Annotated in this window: 22 protein-coding genes; 6 read left to right on the forward strand and 16 right to left on the reverse strand. The window is 60.1% G+C overall.

Translation table 11 applies throughout. The annotated features are described in order from the left end of the window. Positions 1–13: 13 nt before the first annotated feature. Positions 14–529: an orotate phosphoribosyltransferase gene (gene pyrE, locus EOS_RS10695; RefSeq protein ID WP_047846594.1), complete on the reverse strand. Its 516-nt coding sequence runs from the start codon at positions 527–529 to the stop codon at positions 14–16. A 277-nt stretch (positions 530–806) separates the two neighbouring features. On the opposite strand from pyrE, the gene EOS_RS10700 reads away from it, so the two are divergent. Beyond that, positions 807–1,205 (forward strand): hypothetical protein, encoded by a 399-nt coding sequence (locus EOS_RS10700; protein WP_235442770.1) that lies wholly within the window; start codon positions 807–809, stop codon positions 1,203–1,205. Positions 1,206–1,442: 237 nt separating this feature from the next. Here EOS_RS10700 and EOS_RS10705 read toward each other — a convergent pair whose 3' ends face one another. Then, positions 1,443–3,074 carry an NAD-dependent malic enzyme gene (locus tag EOS_RS10705; RefSeq protein WP_047846595.1) on the reverse strand — a complete coding sequence of 544 codons (1,632 nt, stop codon included), beginning with the start codon at positions 3,072–3,074 and terminating at the stop codon, positions 1,443–1,445. Positions 3,075–3,233: 159 nt separating this feature from the next. Here EOS_RS10705 and EOS_RS10710 point away from each other — a divergent pair, with 159 nt between their 5' ends. Continuing rightward, on the forward strand, positions 3,234–4,133 hold the full coding sequence (locus tag EOS_RS10710; protein ID WP_047846596.1) for a LysR family transcriptional regulator: 900 nt from the start codon (positions 3,234–3,236) through the stop codon (positions 4,131–4,133). A 265-nt stretch (positions 4,134–4,398) separates the two neighbouring features. Continuing rightward, complete coding sequence (locus tag EOS_RS10715; protein ID WP_047846597.1) at positions 4,399–4,725, forward strand: DUF4148 domain-containing protein; 327 nt, start codon at positions 4,399–4,401, stop codon at positions 4,723–4,725. 164 nt (positions 4,726–4,889) lie between these two features. Here the strand turns inward: EOS_RS10715 and EOS_RS43490 are convergent, their stop codons facing one another. The 4 genes from EOS_RS43490 to EOS_RS10735 form a co-directional block, all read right to left on the reverse strand. Continuing rightward, entirely contained in the window at positions 4,890–5,609 is a 720-nt protein-coding gene (locus EOS_RS43490) for a hypothetical protein (protein WP_053063837.1), read from the reverse strand. A 13-nt stretch (positions 5,610–5,622) separates the two neighbouring features. Then, on the reverse strand, positions 5,623–6,405 hold the full coding sequence (locus tag EOS_RS10725; RefSeq protein ID WP_047846694.1) for a fumarylacetoacetate hydrolase family protein: 783 nt from the start codon (positions 6,403–6,405) through the stop codon (positions 5,623–5,625). A gap of 112 nt (positions 6,406–6,517) precedes the next feature. Next, positions 6,518–7,765 carry a formyl-CoA transferase gene (frc, locus tag EOS_RS10730; RefSeq protein WP_047846598.1) on the reverse strand — a complete coding sequence of 416 codons (1,248 nt, stop codon included), beginning with the start codon at positions 7,763–7,765 and terminating at the stop codon, positions 6,518–6,520. Between the two features lie 506 nt (positions 7,766–8,271). Beyond that, positions 8,272–8,928 carry an FkbM family methyltransferase gene (locus EOS_RS10735; RefSeq protein WP_200908628.1) on the reverse strand — a complete coding sequence of 219 codons (657 nt, stop codon included), beginning with the start codon at positions 8,926–8,928 and terminating at the stop codon, positions 8,272–8,274. Between the two features lie 613 nt (positions 8,929–9,541). Between EOS_RS10735 and EOS_RS46990 the strand changes: the two genes are divergently transcribed. Next, positions 9,542–9,712 (forward strand): hypothetical protein, encoded by a 171-nt coding sequence (locus EOS_RS46990; protein WP_160312478.1) that lies wholly within the window; start codon positions 9,542–9,544, stop codon positions 9,710–9,712. Here EOS_RS46990 and EOS_RS10740 read toward each other — a convergent pair. The 5 genes from EOS_RS10740 to oxlT form a co-directional block, all read right to left on the reverse strand. After that, positions 9,690–10,445, reverse strand: a complete 756-nt coding sequence (locus tag EOS_RS10740) for a GntR family transcriptional regulator (RefSeq protein ID WP_047846599.1) — start codon at positions 10,443–10,445, stop codon at positions 9,690–9,692. The genes EOS_RS46990 and EOS_RS10740 overlap by 23 nt on opposite strands. After that, entirely contained in the window at positions 10,435–10,656 is a 222-nt protein-coding gene (locus EOS_RS10745; protein WP_047846600.1) for a hypothetical protein, read from the reverse strand. Before EOS_RS10745 ends, EOS_RS10740 begins: the two co-directional genes overlap by 11 nt. Positions 10,657–10,770: 114 nt before the next feature. Further along, positions 10,771–11,799 (reverse strand): 2-dehydropantoate 2-reductase, encoded by a 1,029-nt coding sequence (locus tag EOS_RS10750; protein WP_047846601.1) that lies wholly within the window; start codon positions 11,797–11,799, stop codon positions 10,771–10,773. A 134-nt stretch (positions 11,800–11,933) separates the two neighbouring features. Next, positions 11,934–12,905: a LysR family transcriptional regulator gene (locus EOS_RS10755; RefSeq protein ID WP_047846602.1), complete on the reverse strand. Its 972-nt coding sequence runs from the start codon at positions 12,903–12,905 to the stop codon at positions 11,934–11,936. Then, on the reverse strand, positions 12,902–14,257 hold the full coding sequence (gene oxlT / locus EOS_RS10760; protein ID WP_047846603.1) for an oxalate/formate MFS antiporter: 1,356 nt from the start codon (positions 14,255–14,257) through the stop codon (positions 12,902–12,904). Before oxlT ends, EOS_RS10755 begins: the two co-directional genes overlap by 4 nt. A 367-nt stretch (positions 14,258–14,624) precedes the next feature. On the opposite strand from oxlT, the gene EOS_RS10765 reads away from it, so the two are divergent. Together EOS_RS10765 and EOS_RS10770 are read left to right on the forward strand one after the other, a co-directional pair. Then, positions 14,625–15,545 carry a LysR family transcriptional regulator gene (locus EOS_RS10765; protein WP_047846695.1) on the forward strand — a complete coding sequence of 307 codons (921 nt, stop codon included), beginning with the start codon at positions 14,625–14,627 and terminating at the stop codon, positions 15,543–15,545. A 132-nt stretch (positions 15,546–15,677) separates the two neighbouring features. After that, a complete protein-coding gene (locus tag EOS_RS10770; RefSeq protein ID WP_047846604.1) occupies positions 15,678–16,028 on the forward strand; it encodes a hypothetical protein in 351 nt (116 codons plus the stop codon). 147 nt (positions 16,029–16,175) lie between these two features. On the opposite strand, the gene EOS_RS10775 is transcribed toward EOS_RS10770, so the two are convergent. The 5 genes from EOS_RS10775 to EOS_RS10795 form a co-directional block, all read right to left on the reverse strand. After that, complete coding sequence (locus EOS_RS10775) at positions 16,176–17,627, reverse strand: aldehyde dehydrogenase family protein (RefSeq protein WP_047846605.1); 1,452 nt, start codon at positions 17,625–17,627, stop codon at positions 16,176–16,178. A gap of 64 nt (positions 17,628–17,691) precedes the next feature. Further along, positions 17,692–18,135, reverse strand: coding sequence for a PAS domain S-box protein (locus EOS_RS10780; RefSeq protein WP_235442771.1), 444 nt, complete (start codon positions 18,133–18,135; stop codon positions 17,692–17,694). Between the two features lie 101 nt (positions 18,136–18,236). Beyond that, positions 18,237–19,487 (reverse strand): formyl-CoA transferase, encoded by a 1,251-nt coding sequence (gene frc / locus EOS_RS10785; protein ID WP_047846607.1) that lies wholly within the window; start codon positions 19,485–19,487, stop codon positions 18,237–18,239. A 112-nt stretch (positions 19,488–19,599) separates the two neighbouring features. Further along, positions 19,600–21,354: an oxalyl-CoA decarboxylase gene (gene oxc / locus EOS_RS10790; protein WP_047846608.1), complete on the reverse strand. Its 1,755-nt coding sequence runs from the start codon at positions 21,352–21,354 to the stop codon at positions 19,600–19,602. 347 nt (positions 21,355–21,701) lie between these two features. After that, on the reverse strand, positions 21,702–22,322 hold the full coding sequence (locus EOS_RS10795) for a nucleoside/nucleotide kinase family protein (protein ID WP_082163304.1): 621 nt from the start codon (positions 22,320–22,322) through the stop codon (positions 21,702–21,704). Positions 22,323–22,336: the final 14 nt, after the last annotated feature.

A 22,336-nucleotide genomic window follows, 5' to 3' on the forward strand; every position in this document is an offset into this window, starting at 1 on the left:
GGCGTGGGGCCGGTTATTGGCCAGCTTCGATCTGCGAGAACGTATAGAGGGATTTCAACTCGATACCGATTCCGGCGAGCATTTCCTTTCCGCCACTTTCACGGTCGATCACACACAGCGTCAGCGAGACCGGCACGCCGTCGGCGCGAAGTTTCGCCACGGCGTCGGAGATCGCGCCGCCGCTCGACACAATGTCCTCGATCAGCACGAGCTTGCGTCCGGCCAGCTCGGCGCCTTCCGCATACTTGCAGGTGCCGTACTCTTTCGCTTCCTTGCGGATGTAGGCGGCAGGTAAGCCGGTCACCTGGCTGAGCATGGTCACGATAGGAATACCGCCCATCTCGAGACCGCCCAATACTTCGGTGCCTGGGGGGATCAGGGGCACCATCGCTTCCGCAATTGCTTTCAGCAATACGGGATCGGACTCAAAGCGATATTTGTCGAAGTAGGTGTTGCTGCGCTTGCCTGAACGCAGCAGGAAATCGCCGCTCAACTTGGACACTTCGCGGATTCGCCGGGCAATGGTCATGAATGGTTTCCTCTTACTTTTACCGGGTAACAATTGTTTCGCGGTCGCAAATCTACGCGAAAACTCGCTTTCGAGGAAGCAATTCTCCAAAGCCCGGTGATCTGATTGCACGCAATAACAGGATCTCAGCCCGAATTATCCGGCCATAAAACGCTTCGATAAAGCCCGTCCACATGCCCGCCACGGGCGAAGGGATACCGCCCCGGACGCGCCAGGCAGCGATAGACTTGGCGCGCACCAGCCCCCGCCCGTCAGCATAGCCACTGAAGAACTGCCCATGATCACCCTGCAAAAATCCATCGAAACCTATATTCGGGCCAAGGACGGCAATCGCCCATTTTTGATCGCGGACGCGTTTACCGCCGACGCCGAACTGACGATGCAAGTGAACACCCAGGAAATCTCGTTTCCGGGCACGGTCAAAGGCGCGAAAGCTATTTCGAACGTTCTGGTGAGCGAGTTTGCGCAGCGTTATGAGAACGTCTACACGTTCTGCATCGGAGAGCCGCCCGCCGGCGGCCCGGCGTTCAATTGCGACTGGCTGGTATGCATGTCGGAAAAAGGCACCGGCCTGGCGCGCGCCGGTTTCGGCCGATACGAATGGCTCGCTGTAGAGGATTCCGGACAGGTCCGGAAGCTTCGAATCATCATCGAGGAAATGACGACGCTGCCATAGGACACGGTCCAGCCGATCCTGCGATGGGCAGACGCCCTGCCGTACCCGTGGTGCCCCCGCGAACGGCTGGGCGAAGGTGCCCCGGAGATCGAGGCGATCGAACGCATCCGGGCCGCGCTCGCCTAGCGTATCGCGAGCCGCGGCTAGCCGGATGCGTCAGCACAAGGTCCCATCGGGCAACTACGGAAAGCGTTGCCGTTTTGGCAAACGGAACGCTTCTCCTCCCACAGCGCCTGATCAGAGGGCCGCGTATGCCGGCTTATAAGCGCAGTTGCGGATCAGTGCAGTGATGTCGTCCGGCCTTGGCACACGCGCCAGTTGGCTGTCGAAAATACACTCGGCCACGCGCACGGCCACATGAAGCGACGCCTCGAAAATCTTGCTCTGCGGCGGATAGATCAGGCCGGTTGCAAGACTCGCTTCGGAGACCTGCTCGGCCACCGCTTTCGCCGCGACAATGAACATCTCGTCCGTCACGCGGCTCGCCTGCGTGGCGAACACGGCCATCCCCAGCGCGGGGAAAATATAGACGTTGTTGCCCTGTCCGGGAACAAACGTGCGCCCTTCTATTTCCACCGGCGGGAACGGGCTGCCGCTTGCGAAAATAGCGCGCCCGGCGGACCACCGGTACGCTTCCTCGGCTGTGCACTCGGAGCGCGATGTCGGGTTCGAATACGGGAAGATGATCGGACGCTCGTTGATCTCCGCCATAGCCTCGATCACGTGCTGATTGAATAGCTTCGGCACCGTACTGACACCGATGATGCCCGTCGGCTTCAGCGCTTTGACCGCATCCACAAACGTGTCTACGGGCGCGTGATCCACGGCGAACGGCTTCTGAAAATCCGCGAGATCCTGACGCGATTTCACCATCAGCCCGTTCACGTCGAACAGCGCATTGCGTGCCCGCGCTTCGTCGATACTCAAGCCCTCAAGCACCATCGCCTGGCTGATCAATTCGGCAATGCCGGTCCCCGCCGAACCACCGCCCAGAAACAGGAAACGCTGGTCAACGAGCTTTTGCTTCGAGATGTGGAGGGCGGCGAAAATGCCCGCCAGCGCGACGGCTGCGGTGCCCTGGATATCGTCGTTATACGTGCAGATCTTGTCCTTGTAACGCGCGAGCAACGGGACGGCATTGAAGTTCGCGAAGTCTTCCCATTGGACGCAGCATTTCGGATGCAACTCCTGCGCCGCTTCGACGAACTCGTTCACAAACGCATGATATTCGTCGCCACGGACACGTTCCTGACGCAGGCCGAGATAGAGAGGATCGTCAAGCAGGTCGCGGTTATTGGTGCCCACATCCAGCATCACCGGCAAGCAATATTGAGGCGGTACACCCGCGCATGCGGTGTAGAGCGAAAGTTTGCCGATAGGAATGCCCATCCCGCCGACGCCCAGATCGCCTAGTCCGAGAATGCGTTCGCCATCCGTCACCACGATAAAGCGAACATCCTTCTCCGGCCAGTTTTGCAGCAGTTCCTTCACCCGGCCGCGTGTCGAAATGGGCACATACATGCCCCTCGTTGCGCGAAAGATATGGTTGAATTTCTGGCATGCCTCGCCGACCGTCGGCGTATACACGAGCGGCATGAACGTCGCCGGATCGGACATGATCGTGGCATAGAACAACGTCTCGTTGCGGGCCTGAAGATCGGACAACAGAAGATACTTTTGCAGGTCGTTGTCGAGGGCAGCGAGTTCCGTATGCGTGCGCGCGACCTGAAGTGCCAGCGAACTGCAACCCGGAGGCAACAGCCCTTCAAGATGGTACTGGCGGCGTTCGGCTTCGGTGAAGGCGGAGCCTTTGTTAAGACGCGGATCGCGAAGAAGGTCGCGGCCGGTAAGCTCGATAGGTTTTTGCATTGCAATACTCCTGTTAGCCGGCGCTGGTGGACTGCGCCGATTAGCGGATGAATACGTCGGGATGCCTTCAACCCGCCGTGCCGTACAAGCTGATAACGAAGCTTACGCTCCCATTGCCGCGTTACACTTCACCGGTACTCATTTGATTATTCAGTTTAAGTGAAGAACGACGTCACCTCCGATCTCGAGTTTTTTGTCCAGCTAGCGCGCCTCGGCAGCTTGTCTGCCGCCGCGCGTGCGCTTGATCTGACACCGCCTGCAGCAACCCGGCGGCTCGCGCTGATGGAGCAGCGGCTGGGCGTCAGGCTCGTGAACCGCACCACGCGCAGCGCGAGCCTGACCGACGAGGGCGACACTTATCTGCGACACGCTACGCGTATTCTTGCCGCCGTGCGCGAGATGGAAGACGCCGTATCGCGCAGCCGCGAAGCGCCGCGCGGCATATTGCGAGTGAATGCCTCGCTCGGCTTCGGCCGCACGACCATCGCACCGCTCGTCTCGGCGTTCGTGCAACGTTATCCGCAAGTCGAGGTTCAACTGGATGTGACGGACCGGCCGGTGGATATCGTGGAGCAGGGTTTTGACCTTGCGCTCCGGTTCGGGGCGTTGCCCGATACACGGCTCAACGCGCGCCGCATCATGTCGAACCGGCGCTATCTGTGCGCATCGCCGGCTTATCTGCAGCGGCACGGCAACCCAACGGCGCTTGCCGATCTCGCGCGGCATAGGACGATCCTCCACCGGCAGAACGACGACGCTTACGGCGTCTGGCGTTTCACGCGCGACGGCGAGACGGTGTCGGTCAAGGTACAGGGCGGCTTGTCGAGTAATGATGGCGACATTGTGCTCGGTTGGGCGCTCGATGGACACGGTATCTCGATCCGCTCCGAATGGGACCTTGCTAAATATCTGGAGAGCGGCCGGCTGAAAGTCGTGTTGCCTGAATTCCTGCTGCCGCCGGCCGACTTGTTTGTCTACTATCCAAGCCGCCGCAATCAGCCTGCGCGTATTCGTGCGTTCATCGACTTCCTGGTCGAGCACTTTCGCGTCTCTCAGTGATGTCTCTAGTGATACCGGCATTTATTGCTGACTTATTCAGCAAACATTTACATCAGAGATTTATTACCGAAATTGGACTGTCACGTAGTTTTCATATTGAAAAATTCGCATATTGTTGCCGAAACAGCAAATATATTTCGCTGAAACTATCGTTTTAAGTGGTCGATAGGCGACCTAGACTTGTTTTCATCAGAAGCGAATGCAGACACCAGCACTCAGTCGCAACGCATTCCGAAACCGAAAAACAAACTCTGGAGGTTCCATCATGACCAAGTCACTTCTCCCCGCTCTGCTTATTGCCTCGGCTCTTGCTGCCCCTGCATTTGCCTTTGCTCAGGACAACGCGCCTGTGACGCGTGCTGAAGTCCGCGCCCAGTTGACCCAGCTCGAGCAAGCTGGCTACAACCCGGCAACCAACGACAACTATTACCCGCAAGCGCTGCAAGCGGCAGAGCAGCGTGTCGATGCAAAGAACGGCGTCGAAGCACAATCATATGGCCCGGCAACGAGCGGTACGTCGGCCTCAGGTATGCGGGCAACCGTTGCGCCGGCTTCGGGCATCAACCAGCATTCGATCTACTTTGGCCACTAAGATCTGACCGTCCACGCTGCGAATTGATTGCGTGGCGTAGGAACATAAAATCGCTCATTGCTTAAAGGCTCCGGGCGATTTTTCATGCTCAGTCATTAAATAAGGCATGCTGACTATCTGGAAAGGCCACATCTTACGGCAGTAACAAGTCCATTGCGACGCGCTTACTTCTCTCTAGGCGCACCCGACGGCCTGACGCTCGTACACGTCGCCACGCATCCGAGCACGAGCGCCACACCGGTCACCACGAGCGCGCCGTTTGCCAGCCCGACGCCCGCCGCGACGACCGAACACGCCGCGTACCCATTCAACGCAGCGATGAAAACCGGGTACGCGCGATCGGCCATGGCCATCGCGAGGTAAGCGCCGATCAACGCAACCATGGCACCGATGATCACTACCGACACCGCGCCGCCTTCGAACCCCGCCGGATACGCAATGACCGTACACAATGCGGCGCATGTGAAGTGCATCGCGTTCATCAGCTTTGTATTCGATACCCCGAAGCGCACGCGGCCCAGCACCAACGCGAGCGCAATCGCCGCGAGACCGCCGAGCGCCGTCAGCCCAAGCGAAGCACCCGGGTCGAAGCCAAGCGCGCGATCCGCCGATGCCGACGCAAGCGCAGCCAGCGCCAGCGCGCTTTGCAGCGACGCGGGCGTGCTCCGGCCGAACCGCGGTGTCAGCATAGCGAACGCCGCGATCGCCAGCGCGACCAGCGCCGAGTCGAAGCCAGTCGCCATGCCGTAAGCCACAATGACCGCCGTGCCCACGCCAGCTGCATCGCGCAATGCCTGCCGCCGCGCTGGCGACACCCTGCCCGGCGTCTTCAGGCTTTGCATCGACGCCATCACTGCGAACGCACACAACGCACCGTCGAGCATCGGTGTCTCCGTGTCAGAGCAGACGGTTGACCAGTGTCCCGATTCCTTCGATCGAGACACTTACCTCGGCCCCATCCTTGATCGATCCGATGCCGAGCGACGTGCCGCATGCGATGACATCGCCGGGTTCGAGCGTCATGTCGTGCGAGATCAGGCTGACCTGTTCGGCGGGCGTGAAGATCATGTCGTCGAGCGGATAGTTCTGCCGTTCGACGCCGTCGAGCGTGGTGATCACGCGCGCCGCGCGCCAGTCGAATCCGGTCGCGGTCGCGATCGTGGGTCCGAGGCAACCGAACGTATCGAATCCCTTCGCGCGGCACCATTGCGGAAAGTTCGGATCTTCCTGCAGCAGTTCGCCGGCCGTGACGTCGTTCACGCACGTGTAGCCGAAGATGGCGGCCTCGGCTTCTTCCACCGATACCGATGAGCAGCGCCGGCCGATCACGATGCCGAGTTCGCCTTCGTAAGCGATCTTGCCGCTGTAGCTGATGGGCCGCCGTATCGCTTCATGCGTGCCGATGACAGACCGTGCAGGCTTGATCAGGAACAGCGGATGGGTAGGCGGCGCTTTATCGAGCTTCTTCGAGAGCGCATAGAAGTTGTTCCATAACGCGACGATCTTGCCCGGCTGACAGGGCGCCAGCAGTGTGATGTCTTCTACATCGAACTCATGACCTGCCGGTTCCGCGCTCTCGAAGGGAGAACGATCGAATGGTGTGACACGACGGCCATCTTCCGACAGCGTGCCGAAGCCCACCGCGCCATCGGCGCGGGAAAAACGTATCCAGTTAGCCACGTTGAAAGCCCTGAAGAAGTGGTGCTGCCGTCTTTGAAGCGCGGCAGCCAAAACCAGCGATGCCTACCTAAACCCGACGTACATGACGTACGCCACGTACGCGCGAGGTGAACTAGATCGCGCCGAGGCTTCGCAACGTCGCGACCTGATCGGGCGAATACCCGAGCTCCGCCATCACTTCGTCGGTGTGTTCGCCGAGCAGCGGTGAACGCACGACGTCCGTAGGGCTATCGGAGAGCTTGATCGGGTTGCCGACGGTCAGATATTTGCCGCGCACCGGATGGTCCACTTCGACGATCGTGCCGGTCTTGCGCAACGACGGGTCTTCGGCAATTTCCTTCATCGACAGGATCGGGCCGCACGGAATGTCGTGCTGGTTGAGGATCTCCATGGCCTCGAACTTGGTCTTGGTCATGGTCCACTGTTCGATCTCGGCGAAGATGCCCTTGAGATGCGGAAGCCGTGCGGCCGGCGTGCGGAAGTCGGGATGATCGATCCACTCCTCCTTGCCGATCACCTTGCAGATCTCGCCCCAGACTGGGGCCTGCGTGATGAAGTAGATGTACGCGTTCGGATCGGTTTCCCAGCCCTTGCATTTCAGGATCCAGCCCGGCTGCCCGCCGCCCGATGCATTGCCGGCGCGCGGCACGGCCTCGCCGAACGTGCCGTTCGGGTATTGCGGATATTCCTTCATCGTGCCGGTGCGCTCCAGCCGCTGCTGGTCGCGCAGCTTGACGCGGCAGAGGTTGAGCACGCCGTCCTGCATCGCGGCGAGCACCTTCTGGCCGCGGCCGGTTGCGTTGCGCTGATAGAGCGCTGTGACAATGCCGAGTGCGAGATGCAGGCCCGTGCCCGAATCGCCGATTTGCGCGCCGCTGACAACGGGTGGGCCGTCGTCGAAACCGGTCGTCGATGCTGCGCCGCCTGCGCACTGCGCGACGTTTTCGTAGACCTTGCAGTCTTCGTAGGGGCCGGGACCGAAGCCTTTCACCGACGCCACGATCATCTTCGGATTCAGCTCCTGGATGCGTTCCCACGTGAAGCCCATCCGGTCGAGTGCGCCCGGCGCGAAGTTCTCGACCAGCACGTCGCATTTTTTCACGAGCGATTCGAGGACCTTCTTGCCTTCCGGATTTTTCGTATCGATGGTGATCGAACGCTTGTTGTGGTTGAGCATCGTGAAGTAGAGGCTGTCAGCGTCGGGGATATCGCGCAGTTGCTCCCGCGTGATGTCGCCTGCGCCGGCGCGCTCGACCTTGATGACATCGGCGCCGAACCATGCAAGCAATTGCGTGCAGGTCGGGCCTGATTGAACGTGCGTGAAATCGAGGATACGCACTCCGTCGAGGGCTTTACTCATGCCTGTCTCCTAACCTTTAGCAGGTTTTATATCGTGGTACTGGTGATGCCCTTCGGGCGGTGCTGGGTCTTGCTACGGTGAATCATTCGCCAACACGATTGTGCCGTTCTCCGGTTTCAGCGGCTAGCGAGGCCGCCGCAACATCGTCGTGAGGTGCGTCCGCTCTGATATACAATATTCCATACACAGTATTAGTCAAGTAATTTTGCACTGTGTGAACAGGATGGTGCGGTGCAATCGCCCGCAGAGGCTGATTGGCTGGCATGTTTGCGATTCGCGCGCTGCGGCGCAACGAGGACGGATTATTCGACAGGCAGCGGACGCCTCGGACGCATCAACGCTTATACGATACGCCTGCGTAATGAATAAACGGACGAACGGCGTCGAACGGCACGAGACGGCGACGAAAATGTCACGACGGCGGTGTCCCGCTTGCAGCTCTTTCGTCAGAGCCCATTTGATGCACACATTGACGGTTTGAACAGATTGCTGGCCACGAATTCTTGTTATCGAGCGAATGGGTGAAATCCAGCGTCGGTGACTTCTACAAGCGGCAATTGGGCAACCCCTGTTTCGCGAGGGAGTGCAAGCATATTGACGGCAACGACGTTCTGGTACAGGCCTTCGCTCTTTCCTCGAAAATTGTCCTCGTTAAATAGCGGGCATATGTGCCACCACAGCCTGTATTCCTGCGCCCATAACCATTCAATGAGTTCACGCGAGTTATCGACGCGATCGTTTTCCACATACAGCGTTGGACGAGATCGCCGTAATACCTGAAGCGCGCCCCGCAGCGCAGCCAACTCAAACCCTTCCACATCCAGCTTGATCAGAGTGACGTCGCTCTCGCCGAGCACGCTATCGAGTTGAACCCACGGAGCCGGTACGAGGTCCGGCGACGTTGTCTCACTCTGCATTGACACGCCCCCGAAGTTGCCCGGCTGTGCGTAATCCTGGCGTGCAAACCAGACTGTCCCGGCGTCTGCGCCACACGCCCACGGCCATGCGCGAACATTAGTGATGCCATTCAATGCCAGGTTGGCGCACAGGTTTTGGAAAATAAACGGTTGCGGTTCGAAGACAACCATCTCGCCACCCACCGCAGCCGAACGCTTTGCCAACGGCAATAGTGTGGGTTCCGACATTCGCTCCGACTTCCACAACGACACCGCCGCGCGTTATCAACTGAGAAAGAAACTGGACTTCCTTCTCGCAGCACTCACCGTAGTGGATCAATGCCTGGCCAGGGAAGGTGTCGTTTCGGTTTGCCAGCATGAGTCCGTGACGCGAGCGAACCAGCGTATAGGGTGGCGCCGCCTCGATCGCTAACGGGTCCAGTTCCTGGGAAGAGGTAATCGGGTGAAGGGTCGGTAAATTGCTCATTGTGTTGCGTATGCTCTGGTTGGCTGCAAGCTGAAGCGCTTGCACTTTGTCTAGCTGGGAAATCGGCAACGGCTTCTCACATACGCCTGCCCCAAAGCGGCAGGGTAGCGAGGGTTCCGTGACCACCCCCATGCATCGAGCTACACAATACCTTGATGACACTCGCTACGGAATCTTGCGCCTTAAAATAAGCGTCGCTCGTGCGTAGCTTGATTTATTGGCGCGACATTGATTCGGATACCGCAATGTTTGCAAAACGTCTGATTCGGAACCTTCACAGGCTGCTGCGCCGCGTTGCGTGCCAAACGGTCCGGCGGCGGAGTCCGTGTGCAAGGGTTTCGTTGTAGCCGTTTGACGACGCCGTCAGGTCGATTATTCACCTGCGCGACTTCAATGACGAACATCATTGACTTAGGTATGCAAAATAATTTGAATAATATGACCCAGCCCCGCAACGGGGGCGAGGAAACTGAAAAACCGGGTGATGGGTTAAACGAAATCGAAACAAGACTGCTGAGCGCCGTCAGCGAGACCCACACCCTCAGTCAAGAAAATCGCAATTAGCCTCGACAAACGCCGCCAAATCAAGCGAATGCTGGCGCACCAGCCTCTCGACCAACTCGGTATCCCGCGCCTCGAGCGCCTCGATAATCTTCATATGGTCTTCAATCGACCGCGCCGCCCGGTCGCTCTGCGAAATCGTCATCTTCCGGATCGCACGCACGTGCACGAAGATGTTCTTGATCGTATCGAAGATAATCTGCGACTTGCTCAACTGCACAATCGCCTGATGGAAGGCAATGTTCGCCTCCGAATACTCTTCAATATGTTCCGCCGGCGTCGCATTCTGAAAGTGATCGAACATGTGCCGCAACGACGCAATCTCAGCATCCGTCGCCCGCAACGTGGCAAGCCTCGCCGCCATGCTTTCCAGCGCGGCCCACATGTTGATCATCTCGACAATCTCGTGCTTGGTCTTGCGCACGATGTAAATCCCGCGACGCGGCACCGTTCGCAGAAACCCTTCCTGCTCGAGCAACGTCATGGCTTCGCGAATCGGCGTACGACTCACGCCGAGCGCTTCAGTCAAATCCTTCTCATCCAGCCGGATCTCTTCCCGCGACCGATAGATGTCCGCCTCCGAAATGGCCTGGCGCAACCGCGCATAAGCCTGATCGCGCAACGAAACCGTCGCGTTGATCGGCGCCAGCGAGAGGGTTACACCAGCAGGCTTGCTTTCCGTCCGCGGTTCAAGAAGATTGGCCGACGTTGTAGCAACTTCAGTATCAGATGGCATTGATGGTTTGATGTCCCAGGTTCCGCGCGCCCGTCGTCGCCCGTGTACCCGTGCTGCCGCCCTGATCGTCCGCCGTCAAACCGGCATAGCGACCATTGTCCTGCGCACGCTGCAACACATCTTGCGGCAGCGCCGACGCCAGTGCAAACGTCACACCAACACCGCCCGCTACCAAGGCGATTCCGATCACGACTAATAAAGCGATGCTCATTTCCGGCTCCTAGTGGTTTACTCCAAGAGCCTTCAGTATATGTTGCGTCGCAGCGCAACGCAACATATTTCGTATGTGATATATCACAAACAACAGTCCTTCCGTGTTCGCAGTTTAAGCGGCTTTTTGCGAACGCGTGAAAGATTCAATTGCTTTGATACTCGGCCGTGCCGTCCCCTGGTTGACGCCCTCGCGCAGCTTGATCAGCGCCAGGACGGCGTCGATCATCGGGGTGTCGACAGCAAGCTTCCGGCCGATTTCCTGCACGACGGTCACGATCGGATCGATCTCCATGGGCCGGCCCGCTTCGCAATCCATCAGCATCGAAGTCTTGTGAGCGCCGACCGCGCCCGCGCCGTTGATGCGCTTTTCCACATCGACACGAAAATGAACGCCCAGTTGTTCCGCGATCCCCTGCGCCTCCTCCATCATCCGGCGCGACAGTGCGCGAACAGCGGGATCGCTGGTGAGGACATCGAGTGTGGCGCCCGTCAGCGCGCTGATCGGGTTGAAACAGAGGTTGCCCCACAGCTTCAGCCAGATTTCGTCGCGGATGTTGTCGCGCATCGGCGCTTCCATGTCGGCGGCGGTCATGATGTCGTGGAACGCCTGCAGGCGCGGCGTCACCAGCCCGCTCGGCTCGCCAATAGGAAATTTCTTGCCGTACACATGGCGGATCACGCCGGGTTCCGCAATTTCGGCGGCGGGGATTAGCACGCAGCCGATCGCACGCTCCGGCCCGAGCACCTGCCATTGACGGCCGCCCGGATCGACGCTTTCCAGCGTGGTGCCCGACAACGCACCGCCGTGCTCATGGAAATACCAGTACGGCAAGCCGTTCACTGCGGTCACCACCGCGGTATCGGGTCCCAGCAGCGGCGGGATCAGCTCGACGATACCCGGCACCGAATGCGCCTTGAGCGCAATCACCACGTAGTCCTGCGGTCCGAGCTCCTCAGGATTGTTCGTGCAGCGGACCTTGACGGTGTGCTCCTCGCCATCGATCTGCAAGCGCACGCCGTTCGCCTGCATGGCCGCCAGATGCGGCCCGCGTGCGACAAAACTAACGTCCGCCCCGGCTCGAGCCAGTTGCGCACCCATGTAACCGCCGATCGCACCGGCGCCGTAAATGCAAATTTTCATTGTCGTCTCCTAGACCAATACTCTTCTGATATACAACATATTAGATTCAGTATTGGATAACAACGGCGAAAGCGCAAGTAAAAAGCGCGACTCTTTTCAAGGAGCCGCGCTTCGATTTTTCAGGGAATTAGGGGTCAGGCGTCAGCGGTTTGCAACGGCTTGTGTTCTTCATCATAGGACGAAACGACGTGCGTCCAGATACACGCTGCCTGCGCCGGCAGCGTACGGTTCCTGCGCTTGACCAGCATGACGGTTCGAGTCACCGATGGCCACAGCGGCACCGGCTGGACCAGCGTTTGAGCCGAGGCTGGACCGGCACGCATCGGCTGGATGCCGATTCCGAGTCCTGCTGCGACCATCTGCATGACGCTCGCGGCCTGCGTCAGACGCTGCAGCCTGAGGCTCGACGCGCCGTGTTCGTCGAGCGCTCGCGCGATGACGTCGAAGCTGCCGGCGTCGTCGTCGAGCAGGAACAGGCCAGCGCCGCTCAAGTCGCGCCATCGCACCGTGGCGTGCGACGCAAACGGATGACGCGCCGGCACGATGGCGCAGAAGTTATCGGAGAAAAGTGTTTCCGTCGATAGATCGCCGAGGCTATGAGGATCGCTCGAAGGGCCGATGAGCACGCCCATGTCGGCATCGCCGGCGCGCACGAGTTCGAGCACCCTGCCCTGCGGCGCGTCGTGCAATGTCAGCGCGATATTGGGGTAGCTCGCCCGGCACGATGCGAGCAGCGCGGGCAACACGGAAGCCACCACACTGGAACTGCTCGCGATCGATACCGCGCCGCTTTCCGCAGTGGACACCTGCTGCCCGAAACGCAACGCCACTTCGAGTTCATCTACCAGCGACGCGATGCGCGGAAGCAAGGCACGGCCGGTATCGGTGAGTGCGACCTGGCGCGTCGTGCGGTCGAACAACCTCAGTTCCAGCAGGTCTTCCAGCTCCCTGATGCTACGGCTCGCCGCCGACTGCGTGACGCCGAGCGCGTTGCCTGCCTGCGTAAAACTCCGGTGCTGTGCAAGGATGACGAACAGGCGTAACTGCTGCAACGACACGCCGGACGCTTTCAATCCCTGCACGGCATCAGTCTGACTTCGCGTCATTGTGCCGACGAGTTGCGCGGCGCTTCTGTCCAGCCTGCCTGAAACGTAGCGGAAGAATTGAGCCGGCTCGATTCGGCGACCGTGTTGTCGATCCAGCGCTTTCTCATCGGTGCGAGGATAAACTTGGCGCACAGGCCGGCGGCAATCGAAATGGTCGCCGTCGTAATGAACACCGCATCCCATGAGCCGATGGCCGACAGCACCGAGGCCAGCGGTACCAGCATCGAAGCCGTGCCCTTCGCCGTGTACAGCGTGCCGGCGTTGGCGGCTGCGTATTTGCTGCCGAAGGTATCGGCGCAAGTGGCCGGGAAGATCGAGAAGATTTCACCCCAGCACAGGAACGTCACGGCCGCGAAGAACATGAACAGGTACGGGTTGTGACCGAACTCCATGAGCCCCAGCAACGCAAGCCCTTCGCCGATAAAGATGAAGAACATCGTGTTCTCACGGCCGATCTTGTCGGAGATCCAGCCGCATAACGGACGCGTGAAACCGTTGCAGAGATTGTCGATGGACAGCGCCATCGTCAGGAGCGGCAAGGTCACGCCGAGCAGGCTGACCGGCATCTTGGCGAAGCCATATTCCTTCGCGATCGGACCGAGTTGCGCGGTGGCGATCACGCCACCCGCCGCGACGAACACGAACATCATGTACAGGACCCAGAAGAGCGGCGAGCGCACCATCTGTCCCGTCGTGTAATCGATCTTCGACGCCACCACGCGCTTGGCCGGCACCGCATGAAGCGGCGGCCGCGGACGAACCAGCATCAGGCCGAGCAGCAGGATGCAGACGCCCTGGAAGATGCCGAAGAACACGAAGGTATGTTCGTAGCCCGAGGTCTGGATCATGTTCGAAATGGGAATGACCGTGACCGCTGCGCCTGCGCCGAAACCGGCCGCCGTCAAACCCGCAGCAAGGCCGCGCTTGTCCGGGAACCACTTGAGCGCCGTGCCTACGCAGGTGCCGTACACGCAGCCCGCCCCTATGCCGGCGATCACCGCCGCGATGTAGAGGTGAATGAGACTGGTGGCGTTTGCATCGATGATCCAGCCAATCGCCGCGCAGATCGAGCCGCCGATCACGACCGGCCGCGGGCCGAATTTATCGACGAGCCAGCCTTCCAGCGGCACCAGCCAGGTTTCCGTGACAATGAAAATGGTGAACGCGGTTTGAATCGCCGCCTGACCCCAGTGATGTTTCGCATCCATCGGGACGACGAACAAAGTCCACGCGTATTGCAGATTCGCGACCAACCCCATGCAGACGATGCCGATGGCGAGTTGCGCCCATCGATTATTGTGCCGCCCTAGCTTGGGCTGGCCCTCGGCCGATGCCGTACCTGCGTTTGCCATGTCTGTCTCCGTTATGTATCTGCGCTCGTGCGGCGCGTAATCGACTGCGGCTCACCGGTCTTTGAATCACCGGCATGAGAGTGGGTTTTGGTCGGTCAGGGTACGTGCCCATGGCGCCACTGCGCCGGCTGCAGCCACGCCAATGCGGCGGGCCGGAGGAATAAGGGAGGTGATCGAAGAATCATTTTCAAGCGATTCCCAACGAACTGATGTTTATAGGGGTTGACCCTTCTGCGGCCCTCTCCCGACATGCGCCTTACGGAACTAGGGCACGTTGAAACCATGCTGCGGCAGAAAAACGATTAGGGAAAGTTAGAAAAATTTATTGTATAAATTCAGGATCGTTTATGGATGGAGATTCGTCATGATGCGTAATGCGACGCTCAGGCAACTGAAAATATTCGAAACTGTTGCCCGCCGGCTCAGCTTTTCGCGCGCCGCCGAGGAGCTCTACCTCACCCAGCCGGCCGTCTCCACGCAGGTCAAGCAGCTTGAGGAGCACGCCGGATTGCCGCTTTTTGAACAGCTCGGCAAGAAGATTTACCTGACGTCTGCCGGCCAGGAAATGCTTCATCACAGCCGCGCGATCCTCGAACAGTTTCGCGAAGCCGACGACGCCATGGCGCGACTCAAGGGTATTTCCGGAGGCACGCTGAACGTGGCCGTGATCAGCGCGGGAGACTATTTCTTTCCGCGCCTGCTGGCCGAATTCACCAAACGCAATACCGACGTCAAGCTGAACCTGGCCGTCCATAACCGCGAAGAACTGTTGCACCAGCTCACCGACAACCTCACCGACCTCGCGATCATGGTTCGTCCGCCGAAGGACATGGACACCGAGAACGTGTCGTTTGCGCCGCATCCCTACGTGATCGTCGCGCCGCCGGATCATCCACTGGTGGGCAAGAAAAACATTCCGCTGGAGTCGCTGGCGGAGGAGCCGTTCATCGTCAGGGAGCGCGGTTCGGACACCTGGAATTCGATGGAGGAAGGCTTCGCCGGACGGCTCAGGGCGCTGAATATCTCGATGGAGATCACCAGCACGGAGACGATCAAGCAGGCGGTTATCGCGGGCATGGGGATCAGCTTCCTGTCGGCGCACACGGTCAGCGTGGAACTGCAGATCGGACGACTGGCCGTGCTGGATATCCAGGGTTTTCCCGTGATGCTCAACTGGTATCTCGTGCATCGTCATAACAAACGGCTGCCGCCAGTGGCGATGGCGTTCAAGCAATTCCTCATCGACGAAGGAGCGGCGCAAATCGCGGCAATCACGCATATCGGGTAAACCATCTATTAGTTATCTTGAATAGTTAATAAAAAAACAAGTAACTATCGTATATGGATAAAGCTTCCTATCCTGCAGTTAAGCCATGCAGCCAAGTCACGCTGCCCATCACGGCCAACTCAGGAGACGACCATGATCCGTTCACAAGCCACGATCGCCGATGCGCGCGAACTCCAGACGCAGCTTTGCGCCTACAACAGCGCCTTCGAAGAACTTGACCTGATGTTCCGCTGGGACGTCGACACGCTTCAGTCGCTGGCGCACGCTCCCACCGATCAGGCGCGCATCGCGCAGTACATCGAATCGCATTGCCCGCACTTGCTCAAGGCCTATAGCGCGGAGTTCCTGTGCCAGGCCATCGTCGACAAGAAGAACGCGCATTACGACGCTTGCCGTGCTACGACCATCGCCCGGGCCGACGATACGCGCGGCGCGCGCATGTGGCGCCCGGAGTGCGATCGCAAGCATGCTGAAGCCGCTTGATACAGGCTTGATACCTACCGGCTTGATACGGGATTCGTTCGCACGGGGTCTTCGCGGGGTTCTGCCAGCGAACGCCTAGAGCCCCAGTGCGAACGAAAACAAATGTCCACGTGGGCGGGCTAATCAAGCCCGCCCTTTCTCGCTTTCTCATTGCGCCAGCGACACCCACACGCTCTTCGGCTCAGTGAAATTCTCAATCGCCATGTCACCGTGCTCGCGGCCAAAACCTGAATCGCCCGAGCCGCCCCACGGCAATCGCACGTCCGTATAACCGTACGTATTCACCCACACCGTGCCCGCCCTGAGCGCCGACGCCATCCTGTGTACTCGGCCTATATCGGCGCTCCACACGCCCGCTGCGAGGCTGTACAGCGTCCCGTTGGCGATGCGCACGGCATCGGCTTCATCGTCGAAGGGAATCACGCTTGCCACGGGGCCAAATATCTCTTCCTGCGAGATCCGCATCTCGTGCTCGACGTTGGCAAATACCGTGGGTTCGACGAAATAACCGCGCTCGCCCCATCGCCTGCCGCCCGATACAAGCGATGCCCCCTCGCGCTTGCCGATGTCCACGTAATCCAGCACCGTCTTCATCTGCTTCCCGGAGATGAGCGGACCCATCGACGTCTCTTGCCGCGATGGATCTCCCAACGTCACTGACTTGGCACGCTGCGCCAGACGCTCGACGACCTCGTCATACACCGGTCGCTGGACCAGCACTCGCGAACCCGCCGAACATACCTGCCCCGCGTTGAAAAAGATCCCCGACGCAGCCGCGCGTGCGGCCTGATCGAGATTGGCATCGGCGAAAATCACGTTGGCGGACTTGCCGCCCAGTTCAAGCGTGACCCGCTTGAAGTTGACCGCCGCGCCCTGCAGGATTCCCCGCCCAACCGATGGCGAACCGGTGAATGTGACCTTGTCCACGCCGGGGTGCGCGACGAGTGCATCGCCGACCACGGAGCCCTTGCCGGTCACAATATTGAGCACGCCCGGCGGCACGCCCGCTTCCAGCGCGAGACGGCCCAGCATCAACGCCGACAGCGGCGTCAGCTCCGCGGGCTTGACGACCAGCGTACAGCCGCACGCGAGCGCGGGCGCGATCTTCCACATGCCGATCATCAGCGGGAAATTCCACGGCACGATCGCGGCGACCACACCGACCGGTTCGCGCACGGTGTAAGTCAGCGCGTCCGGGCGCGTGGGCACCACTTGTCCGTTGATCTTGTCGCACCAGCCGGCGTAATACGCGAGGGTATCGATGGCAGCCGGTACATCCTGGCGACGCACGCCGGAAATCGGCTTGCCGCCGTCCAGACTTTCTACTGCGGCGATCTCTTCCTGATGCGTGCGCATTAGTTCTGCAAAGCGCATCAGGATCCGGCCACGCTCGGCTGCCCTGATCGCATTCCACGGTTTCAGCGCGGCACGCGCGGTTTGCACGGCGCGGTCGACATCGGCTGCGGTGCCTTGAGCCACGCTCGCGATCGGCGCTTCGGTCGATGGATCGAGAATGGTGGAATACGCGCCTCCACCGGGCGCCACTGCTTCGCCACCAATCAGCAGTTCGTAACGTTTCACGTCCGCTTGGGCGGTCATTGCTGCCTCCTTTTACCGTAGTGCAGTCTCGTGCGCCTTCGGGCGCATTCCGCGCTTATTCCGATCATGCGCCGGATTTTGCTTCGAGTTCAGCCAGTCGCTTGCGCAGGTTTCGCTCTTCAGCAAAACGGCTGGTTTCATCGCGGATAACGGCGACGATGCCTGTCACACTACGTTCCGGTCCCGCTGAATGAAGCAGCGCGACCGTAAATGCAATCGATAAGGACCGGCCGTCCTTGTGCACTGCCGGCACGCGCAGCACGTCGTGTCCGTAGCGCGTTTCACCGGTCGCCATGGTTTTTTCGTAGCCGCTCCAGTGACGCCCTCGCAAGCGTTCGGGAATGATGAGGTCCAGCGAATTGCCAAGCGCTTCTTCTTGAGTGAACCCGAACATGCGCTCGGCAGCGGGGTTCCACAGAGTGATCGCGCCACTGGCGTCGGAGATGACAACCGCGTCGCCGATCACGTCGACCAGTTGCTCGAAATCGATGGGGGATGATGTTTGCACGGCGGGAGTTTGTACGGCGCTATTCATGGTTGAAACGGCCTTCTTCGATTCAAGCAGCGCCGTGGTGCGCCAAAGCGATCCACAGCGCTGCCGTCTTGCGTTTAAACGGCCTGAGCTTCGTGCAGGTGAGCGATTTGCGCGCTGCTATAACCGAGGCTCTCGAGCACTTCGTCGGTATGCTCGCCCAGCAACGGCGACGCTGTGATCTCCGGCTTCATGTCCGAGAACTTGATCGGGCTGCCCACCGTGAGGTACGAGCCGCGCTCCTTGTGCGGGACTTCGGCAATCGTGCCGCTTTCGCGCAACGAGACATCGTTGGCAAGCTCTTTCATCGTCAGCACCGGCGCGCACGGAATATCGAACTTGCGCAGGATATCCACGGCCTCGAACTTGGTTTTATCGGCGAGCCATTCTTCGATGGTCTTGAAGATGTCGAAGATGTGCGGCTGACGCGCTGTCGCCGTGTTGTAGTTCGAATCTTCGATCCACTCCGGTTTGCCGATCGCGCGGCAAATCGGCGCCCAGGCGTGACCCTGGATCGTGAAGTAGATGTACGCGTTCGGATCGGTTTCCCAGCCCTTGCATTTCAGCACCCAGCCCGGCTGGCCGCCGCCGCCTGCATTGCCGCCGCGCGGAACGACGTCGCTGAATTCGCCGTGCGGGTATTGTGGGTATTCCTCCAGGAAACCGAGCCGGTCCAGGCGCTGCTGATCGCGCAACTTCACGCGGCACAGGTTGAGCACGCTGTCCTGCATCGATACCGCGACCTTCTGCCCCTTGCCCGTCTTGTCACGGCCGATCAGCGCCGTCAGGATGCCGATGGCCAGGTGCATGCCGGTATTGCTGTCGCCAAGCGCCGCTGCGCTGATAGTCGGCGGGCCGTCCCAGAACCCCGTGGTCGATGCCGCGCCGCCCGCGCATTGCGCGACGTTCTCATAGACCTTCAGGTCGTCGTAATGGTGACCGTCGCTGAAGCCTTTCACCGACGCCAGAATCATCTTCGGATTCAGTTCACGGATGTATTCCCATGAGAAGCCCATGCGATCGAGCGCTCCCGGGCCGAAGTTCTCCACCATCACGTCGGATTCCCTGATCAGCTTTTCCAGCACTTCCTTGCCTTCCGGCTTCTTCGTATCCAGCGTGAGCGACTTCTTGTTGCTGTTAAGCATCGTGAAATACAGCGCATCAACGTCCGGGATGTCGCGCAACTGGCTGCGCGTGACGTCGCCCGAACCCGGACGTTCCACCTTGATCACGTCGGCGCCGAACCACGCGAGTAATTGCGTGCAAGCCGGCCCGGCCTGTACGTGCGTGAAGTCGATGATCTTGATTCCGTCGAGTGGTTTGCTCATGATTCCTGTCTCCTGACTCACTGGCTAAAGGTTTGGTTACTCATGTTCTTGCGGCGGTACCGGCGGCACGTGCTGCGCCCGCTGCACGTGCCGCCGATACCGTCGAACCCAATTACTTTTTCATCGCTGCGCTTTGTGGATTCAGATTGGTCAGGCGACCGCTTTCGGTGCCCGCCGCTTCGTCGATGACGGCATTGATGAGTGTCGGCTTGCCGGAGGCGATGGATTCCTGCAGCGCCTTCGTCAGCTCTTCCGGCGTCGTGGCGTTGTAGCCGATGCCGCCGAATGCTTCGATCATCTTGTCGTAGCGGGCGCCCTTGACGAACACCGTCGGGGCAACATCCTTGCCGCCTGTCGGGTTCACGTCGGTGCCGCGATACACGCCGTTGTTGTTGAAGACAATCGTGCAAACCGGCAGGTCATAGCGACAGATGGTTTCGAGTTCCATGCCGCTGAAGCCGAACGCGCTGTCGCCTTCAATCGCGACGACCGGCTTGCCGCTCGTCACCGCAGCGCCGATGGCAAAACCCATGCCGATACCCATGATTCCCCACGTGCCCGAGTCGAAGCGTTTGCGCGGCTCATACATGTCGATGATGCTGCGAGCGTAGTCGAGGGTGTTGGCGCCTTCATTGACCACGTTGATGTCCGGGCGCGTCTTCAACACGTCGCGGATCGCGCGCAGTGCGCTGTGGAAATTCATCGGCGACGGATTCTTGGCGAGCGTCGCGGCCATCTTCTCGAGGTTCTTGTTCTTGCGTTCGGAGATCGCTCCGGTCCACTCGGTACTCGGCTTCGGGAAGCTTGCGTCGATGCCGCCCAGCAAGGCCGATACGCATGAGCCGATATCGCCGATAACCGGCGCCGCGATAGCCACGTTGCTGTCGATTTCCGTCGGCGCGATGTCGACCTGGATGAATTGCTTCGGTACCGCGCCCCACGTCTTGCCCTTGCCATGCGACAGCAGCCAGTTCAGGCGCGCGCCGATCAGCAACACGACGTCGGCTTCCTGCAGGACGAACGAGCGAGCCGCCGATGCCGATTGCTCATGGGTGTCAGGCAGCAACCCCTTGGCCATCGACATCGGCAGGTAGGGAATGCCGCTCTTTTCCACGAGCTCGCGAATCTGTACGTCGGCCTGGGCGTAGGCAGCGCCCTTGCCAAGGAGGATGAGAGGACGCTTCGCGCCCTTCAGCACGTCGAGCGCCCGCTTGACTGACTCAGGCGCGGGAATCTGGCGCGGAGCCGCGTCGACCACGCGCACCAGGGACTGCTTGCCCTTCACTGCGTCGATGGTCTGCGACAGGAGTTTCGCCGGTAGGTCCAGGTAGACGCCGCCGGGACGGCCCGACACAGCCGCGCGGATCGCGCGCGCAATGCCGATACCGATGTCCTCAGCGTGCAGGACGCGGTAGGCGGCCTTGGCGTAGGGCTTGGCAGCATTGAGCTGATCCATTTCCTCGTAGTCGCCTTGCTGCAAGTCGACAATCTCGCGCTCGCTGGATCCGCTGATCAGGATCATCGGGAAGCAATTGGTGGTCGCGTTGGCGAGCGCCGTCAGGCCGTTCAGGAAGCCCGGCGCCGAAACGGTCATGCAGATCCCGGGCTTTTGCGTCATGTAGCCGGCGATGGCCGCCGCATTGCCCGCATGCTGTTCGTGACGAAAGCCGATGAAGCGCATGCCTTCAGCTTGCGCAAGCCGCGCCAGGTCGGTGATGGGAATACCGACCAGCCCAAAGATTGTGTGAAGGTCGTTCAGTTTCAGGGCATCGATGACCAGATGGAAGCCGTCGGTGGTCTCCGGTGCTTCTCTTTTCGCTGTTTCTGCTGCAGTGGCGGTCTGCGGTGTGATCAGTACTTCAGCCATAACGTCTGTCTCCTTGGCGGGCGTTGTTTGTGATATACAATATTCCACACACAGTATTAGTCAAGTGGATTTCTGTATTGCGCGCGGCGTGGTGCAATGCGATGAGGTTGAAAATGCTGGCGCTACAGCGGATTTGCTGTTTTTTTTGCTGCGATGCAATGGGGGATGTTTCGGCGATTTACAGACGTGCCGACAGGCGACTGAGGATAGGTAGGACGATTCGGGAGAGTTGGTTTTGCTCGCACCAGTGGTTGGTTTACTGGCGCGTCGAGGCGGTTCTGCCCGAGGTAGCGGGTGCCAATCCTGGGGGGCTGGCTGGCGCAGCGGGCGACTCGGGTTGAGGCGTTCTACGACGGCCAGTGGTAAACCAGATCGGCGTTCGCGCGCGTCGAATCGATCAGGGCAGCGTTCACCTCGTCAGTTTGCTGGACCCATCGTCTGGCAGCGTCTTCATCGCGGCCGAACTCCACATGGCGGGCAACAAGCCGCTGCTTGCGCAGCTCCGGATCGATGTCGACATACCAGGCTTCGTCGAGCAGCGGGCGAACGGCTTTCCAGTGGCCGTGCTGCAGCAGCAAGTAGTTACCTTCGGTGATCACGAGCGGCACGTCCGGCATAACGGGAATGGCCCCGGCGACGGGTTCTTCGATCTCCCGGCGAAACGTGGGGGCGTAGATCATCTCGTCGCGACGCTGTGCGCGCAAGCGCGCGAGCAGTGCGACGTAACCGGCACTGTCGAATGTATCCTCGGCGCCCTTGCGGGACGCACGGCCGAGACGTGCAAGTTCGACGTTCGCAAGATGAAACCCGTCCATCGGCACTACCACCGCGCGGCCTGGCAGTGCTTCGAGAATGGCCTGCGCCAGCGTTGATTTGCCGGCGCCCGGCGCACCAGCCAGCCCGAGGATACGGCGCTGGCCGTCGGCCATAAGCTGCTGCAGCCGTACGAGAAAGCGATCTTCGATCATGGACGCAATCCTGA

This window comes from Caballeronia mineralivorans PML1(12) (genome assembly GCF_001028175.1).
In the GTDB taxonomy this organism is placed as follows: Bacteria; Pseudomonadota; Gammaproteobacteria; order Burkholderiales; family Burkholderiaceae; genus Caballeronia; species Caballeronia mineralivorans.

Excerpts from the sequence above, each read along its gene's own strand:
- pyrE (WP_047846594.1), bottom strand. The coding sequence starts at position 529 with ATGACCATTGCCCGGCGAATCCGCGAAGTGTCCAAGTTGAGCGGCGAT.
- EOS_RS10700 (WP_235442770.1), top strand. The coding sequence starts at position 807 with ATGATCACCCTGCAAAAATCCATCGAAACCTATATTCGGGCCAAGGAC.
- EOS_RS10705 (WP_047846595.1), bottom strand. The coding sequence starts at position 3,074 with ATGCAAAAACCTATCGAGCTTACCGGCCGCGACCTTCTTCGCGATCCG.
- EOS_RS10715 (WP_047846597.1), top strand. The coding sequence starts at position 4,399 with ATGACCAAGTCACTTCTCCCCGCTCTGCTTATTGCCTCGGCTCTTGCT.
- EOS_RS43490 (WP_053063837.1), bottom strand. The coding sequence starts at position 5,609 with ATGCTCGACGGTGCGTTGTGTGCGTTCGCAGTGATGGCGTCGATGCAA.
- frc (WP_047846598.1), bottom strand. The coding sequence starts at position 7,765 with ATGAGTAAAGCCCTCGACGGAGTGCGTATCCTCGATTTCACGCACGTT.
- EOS_RS46990 (WP_160312478.1), top strand. The coding sequence starts at position 9,542 with ATGACGAACATCATTGACTTAGGTATGCAAAATAATTTGAATAATATG.
- EOS_RS10740 (WP_047846599.1), bottom strand. The coding sequence starts at position 10,445 with ATGCCATCTGATACTGAAGTTGCTACAACGTCGGCCAATCTTCTTGAA.
- EOS_RS10745 (WP_047846600.1), bottom strand. The coding sequence starts at position 10,656 with ATGAGCATCGCTTTATTAGTCGTGATCGGAATCGCCTTGGTAGCGGGC.
- EOS_RS10750 (WP_047846601.1), bottom strand. The coding sequence starts at position 11,799 with ATGAAAATTTGCATTTACGGCGCCGGTGCGATCGGCGGTTACATGGGT.
- EOS_RS10755 (WP_047846602.1), bottom strand. The coding sequence starts at position 12,905 with ATGACGCGAAGTCAGACTGATGCCGTGCAGGGATTGAAAGCGTCCGGC.
- oxlT (WP_047846603.1), bottom strand. The coding sequence starts at position 14,257 with ATGGCAAACGCAGGTACGGCATCGGCCGAGGGCCAGCCCAAGCTAGGG.
- EOS_RS10765 (WP_047846695.1), top strand. The coding sequence starts at position 14,625 with ATGCGTAATGCGACGCTCAGGCAACTGAAAATATTCGAAACTGTTGCC.
- EOS_RS10770 (WP_047846604.1), top strand. The coding sequence starts at position 15,678 with ATGATCCGTTCACAAGCCACGATCGCCGATGCGCGCGAACTCCAGACG.
- EOS_RS10775 (WP_047846605.1), bottom strand. The coding sequence starts at position 17,627 with ATGACCGCCCAAGCGGACGTGAAACGTTACGAACTGCTGATTGGTGGC.
- frc (WP_047846607.1), bottom strand. The coding sequence starts at position 19,487 with ATGAGCAAACCACTCGACGGAATCAAGATCATCGACTTCACGCACGTA.
- oxc (WP_047846608.1), bottom strand. The coding sequence starts at position 21,354 with ATGGCTGAAGTACTGATCACACCGCAGACCGCCACTGCAGCAGAAACA.
- EOS_RS10795 (WP_082163304.1), bottom strand. The coding sequence starts at position 22,322 with ATGATCGAAGATCGCTTTCTCGTACGGCTGCAGCAGCTTATGGCCGAC.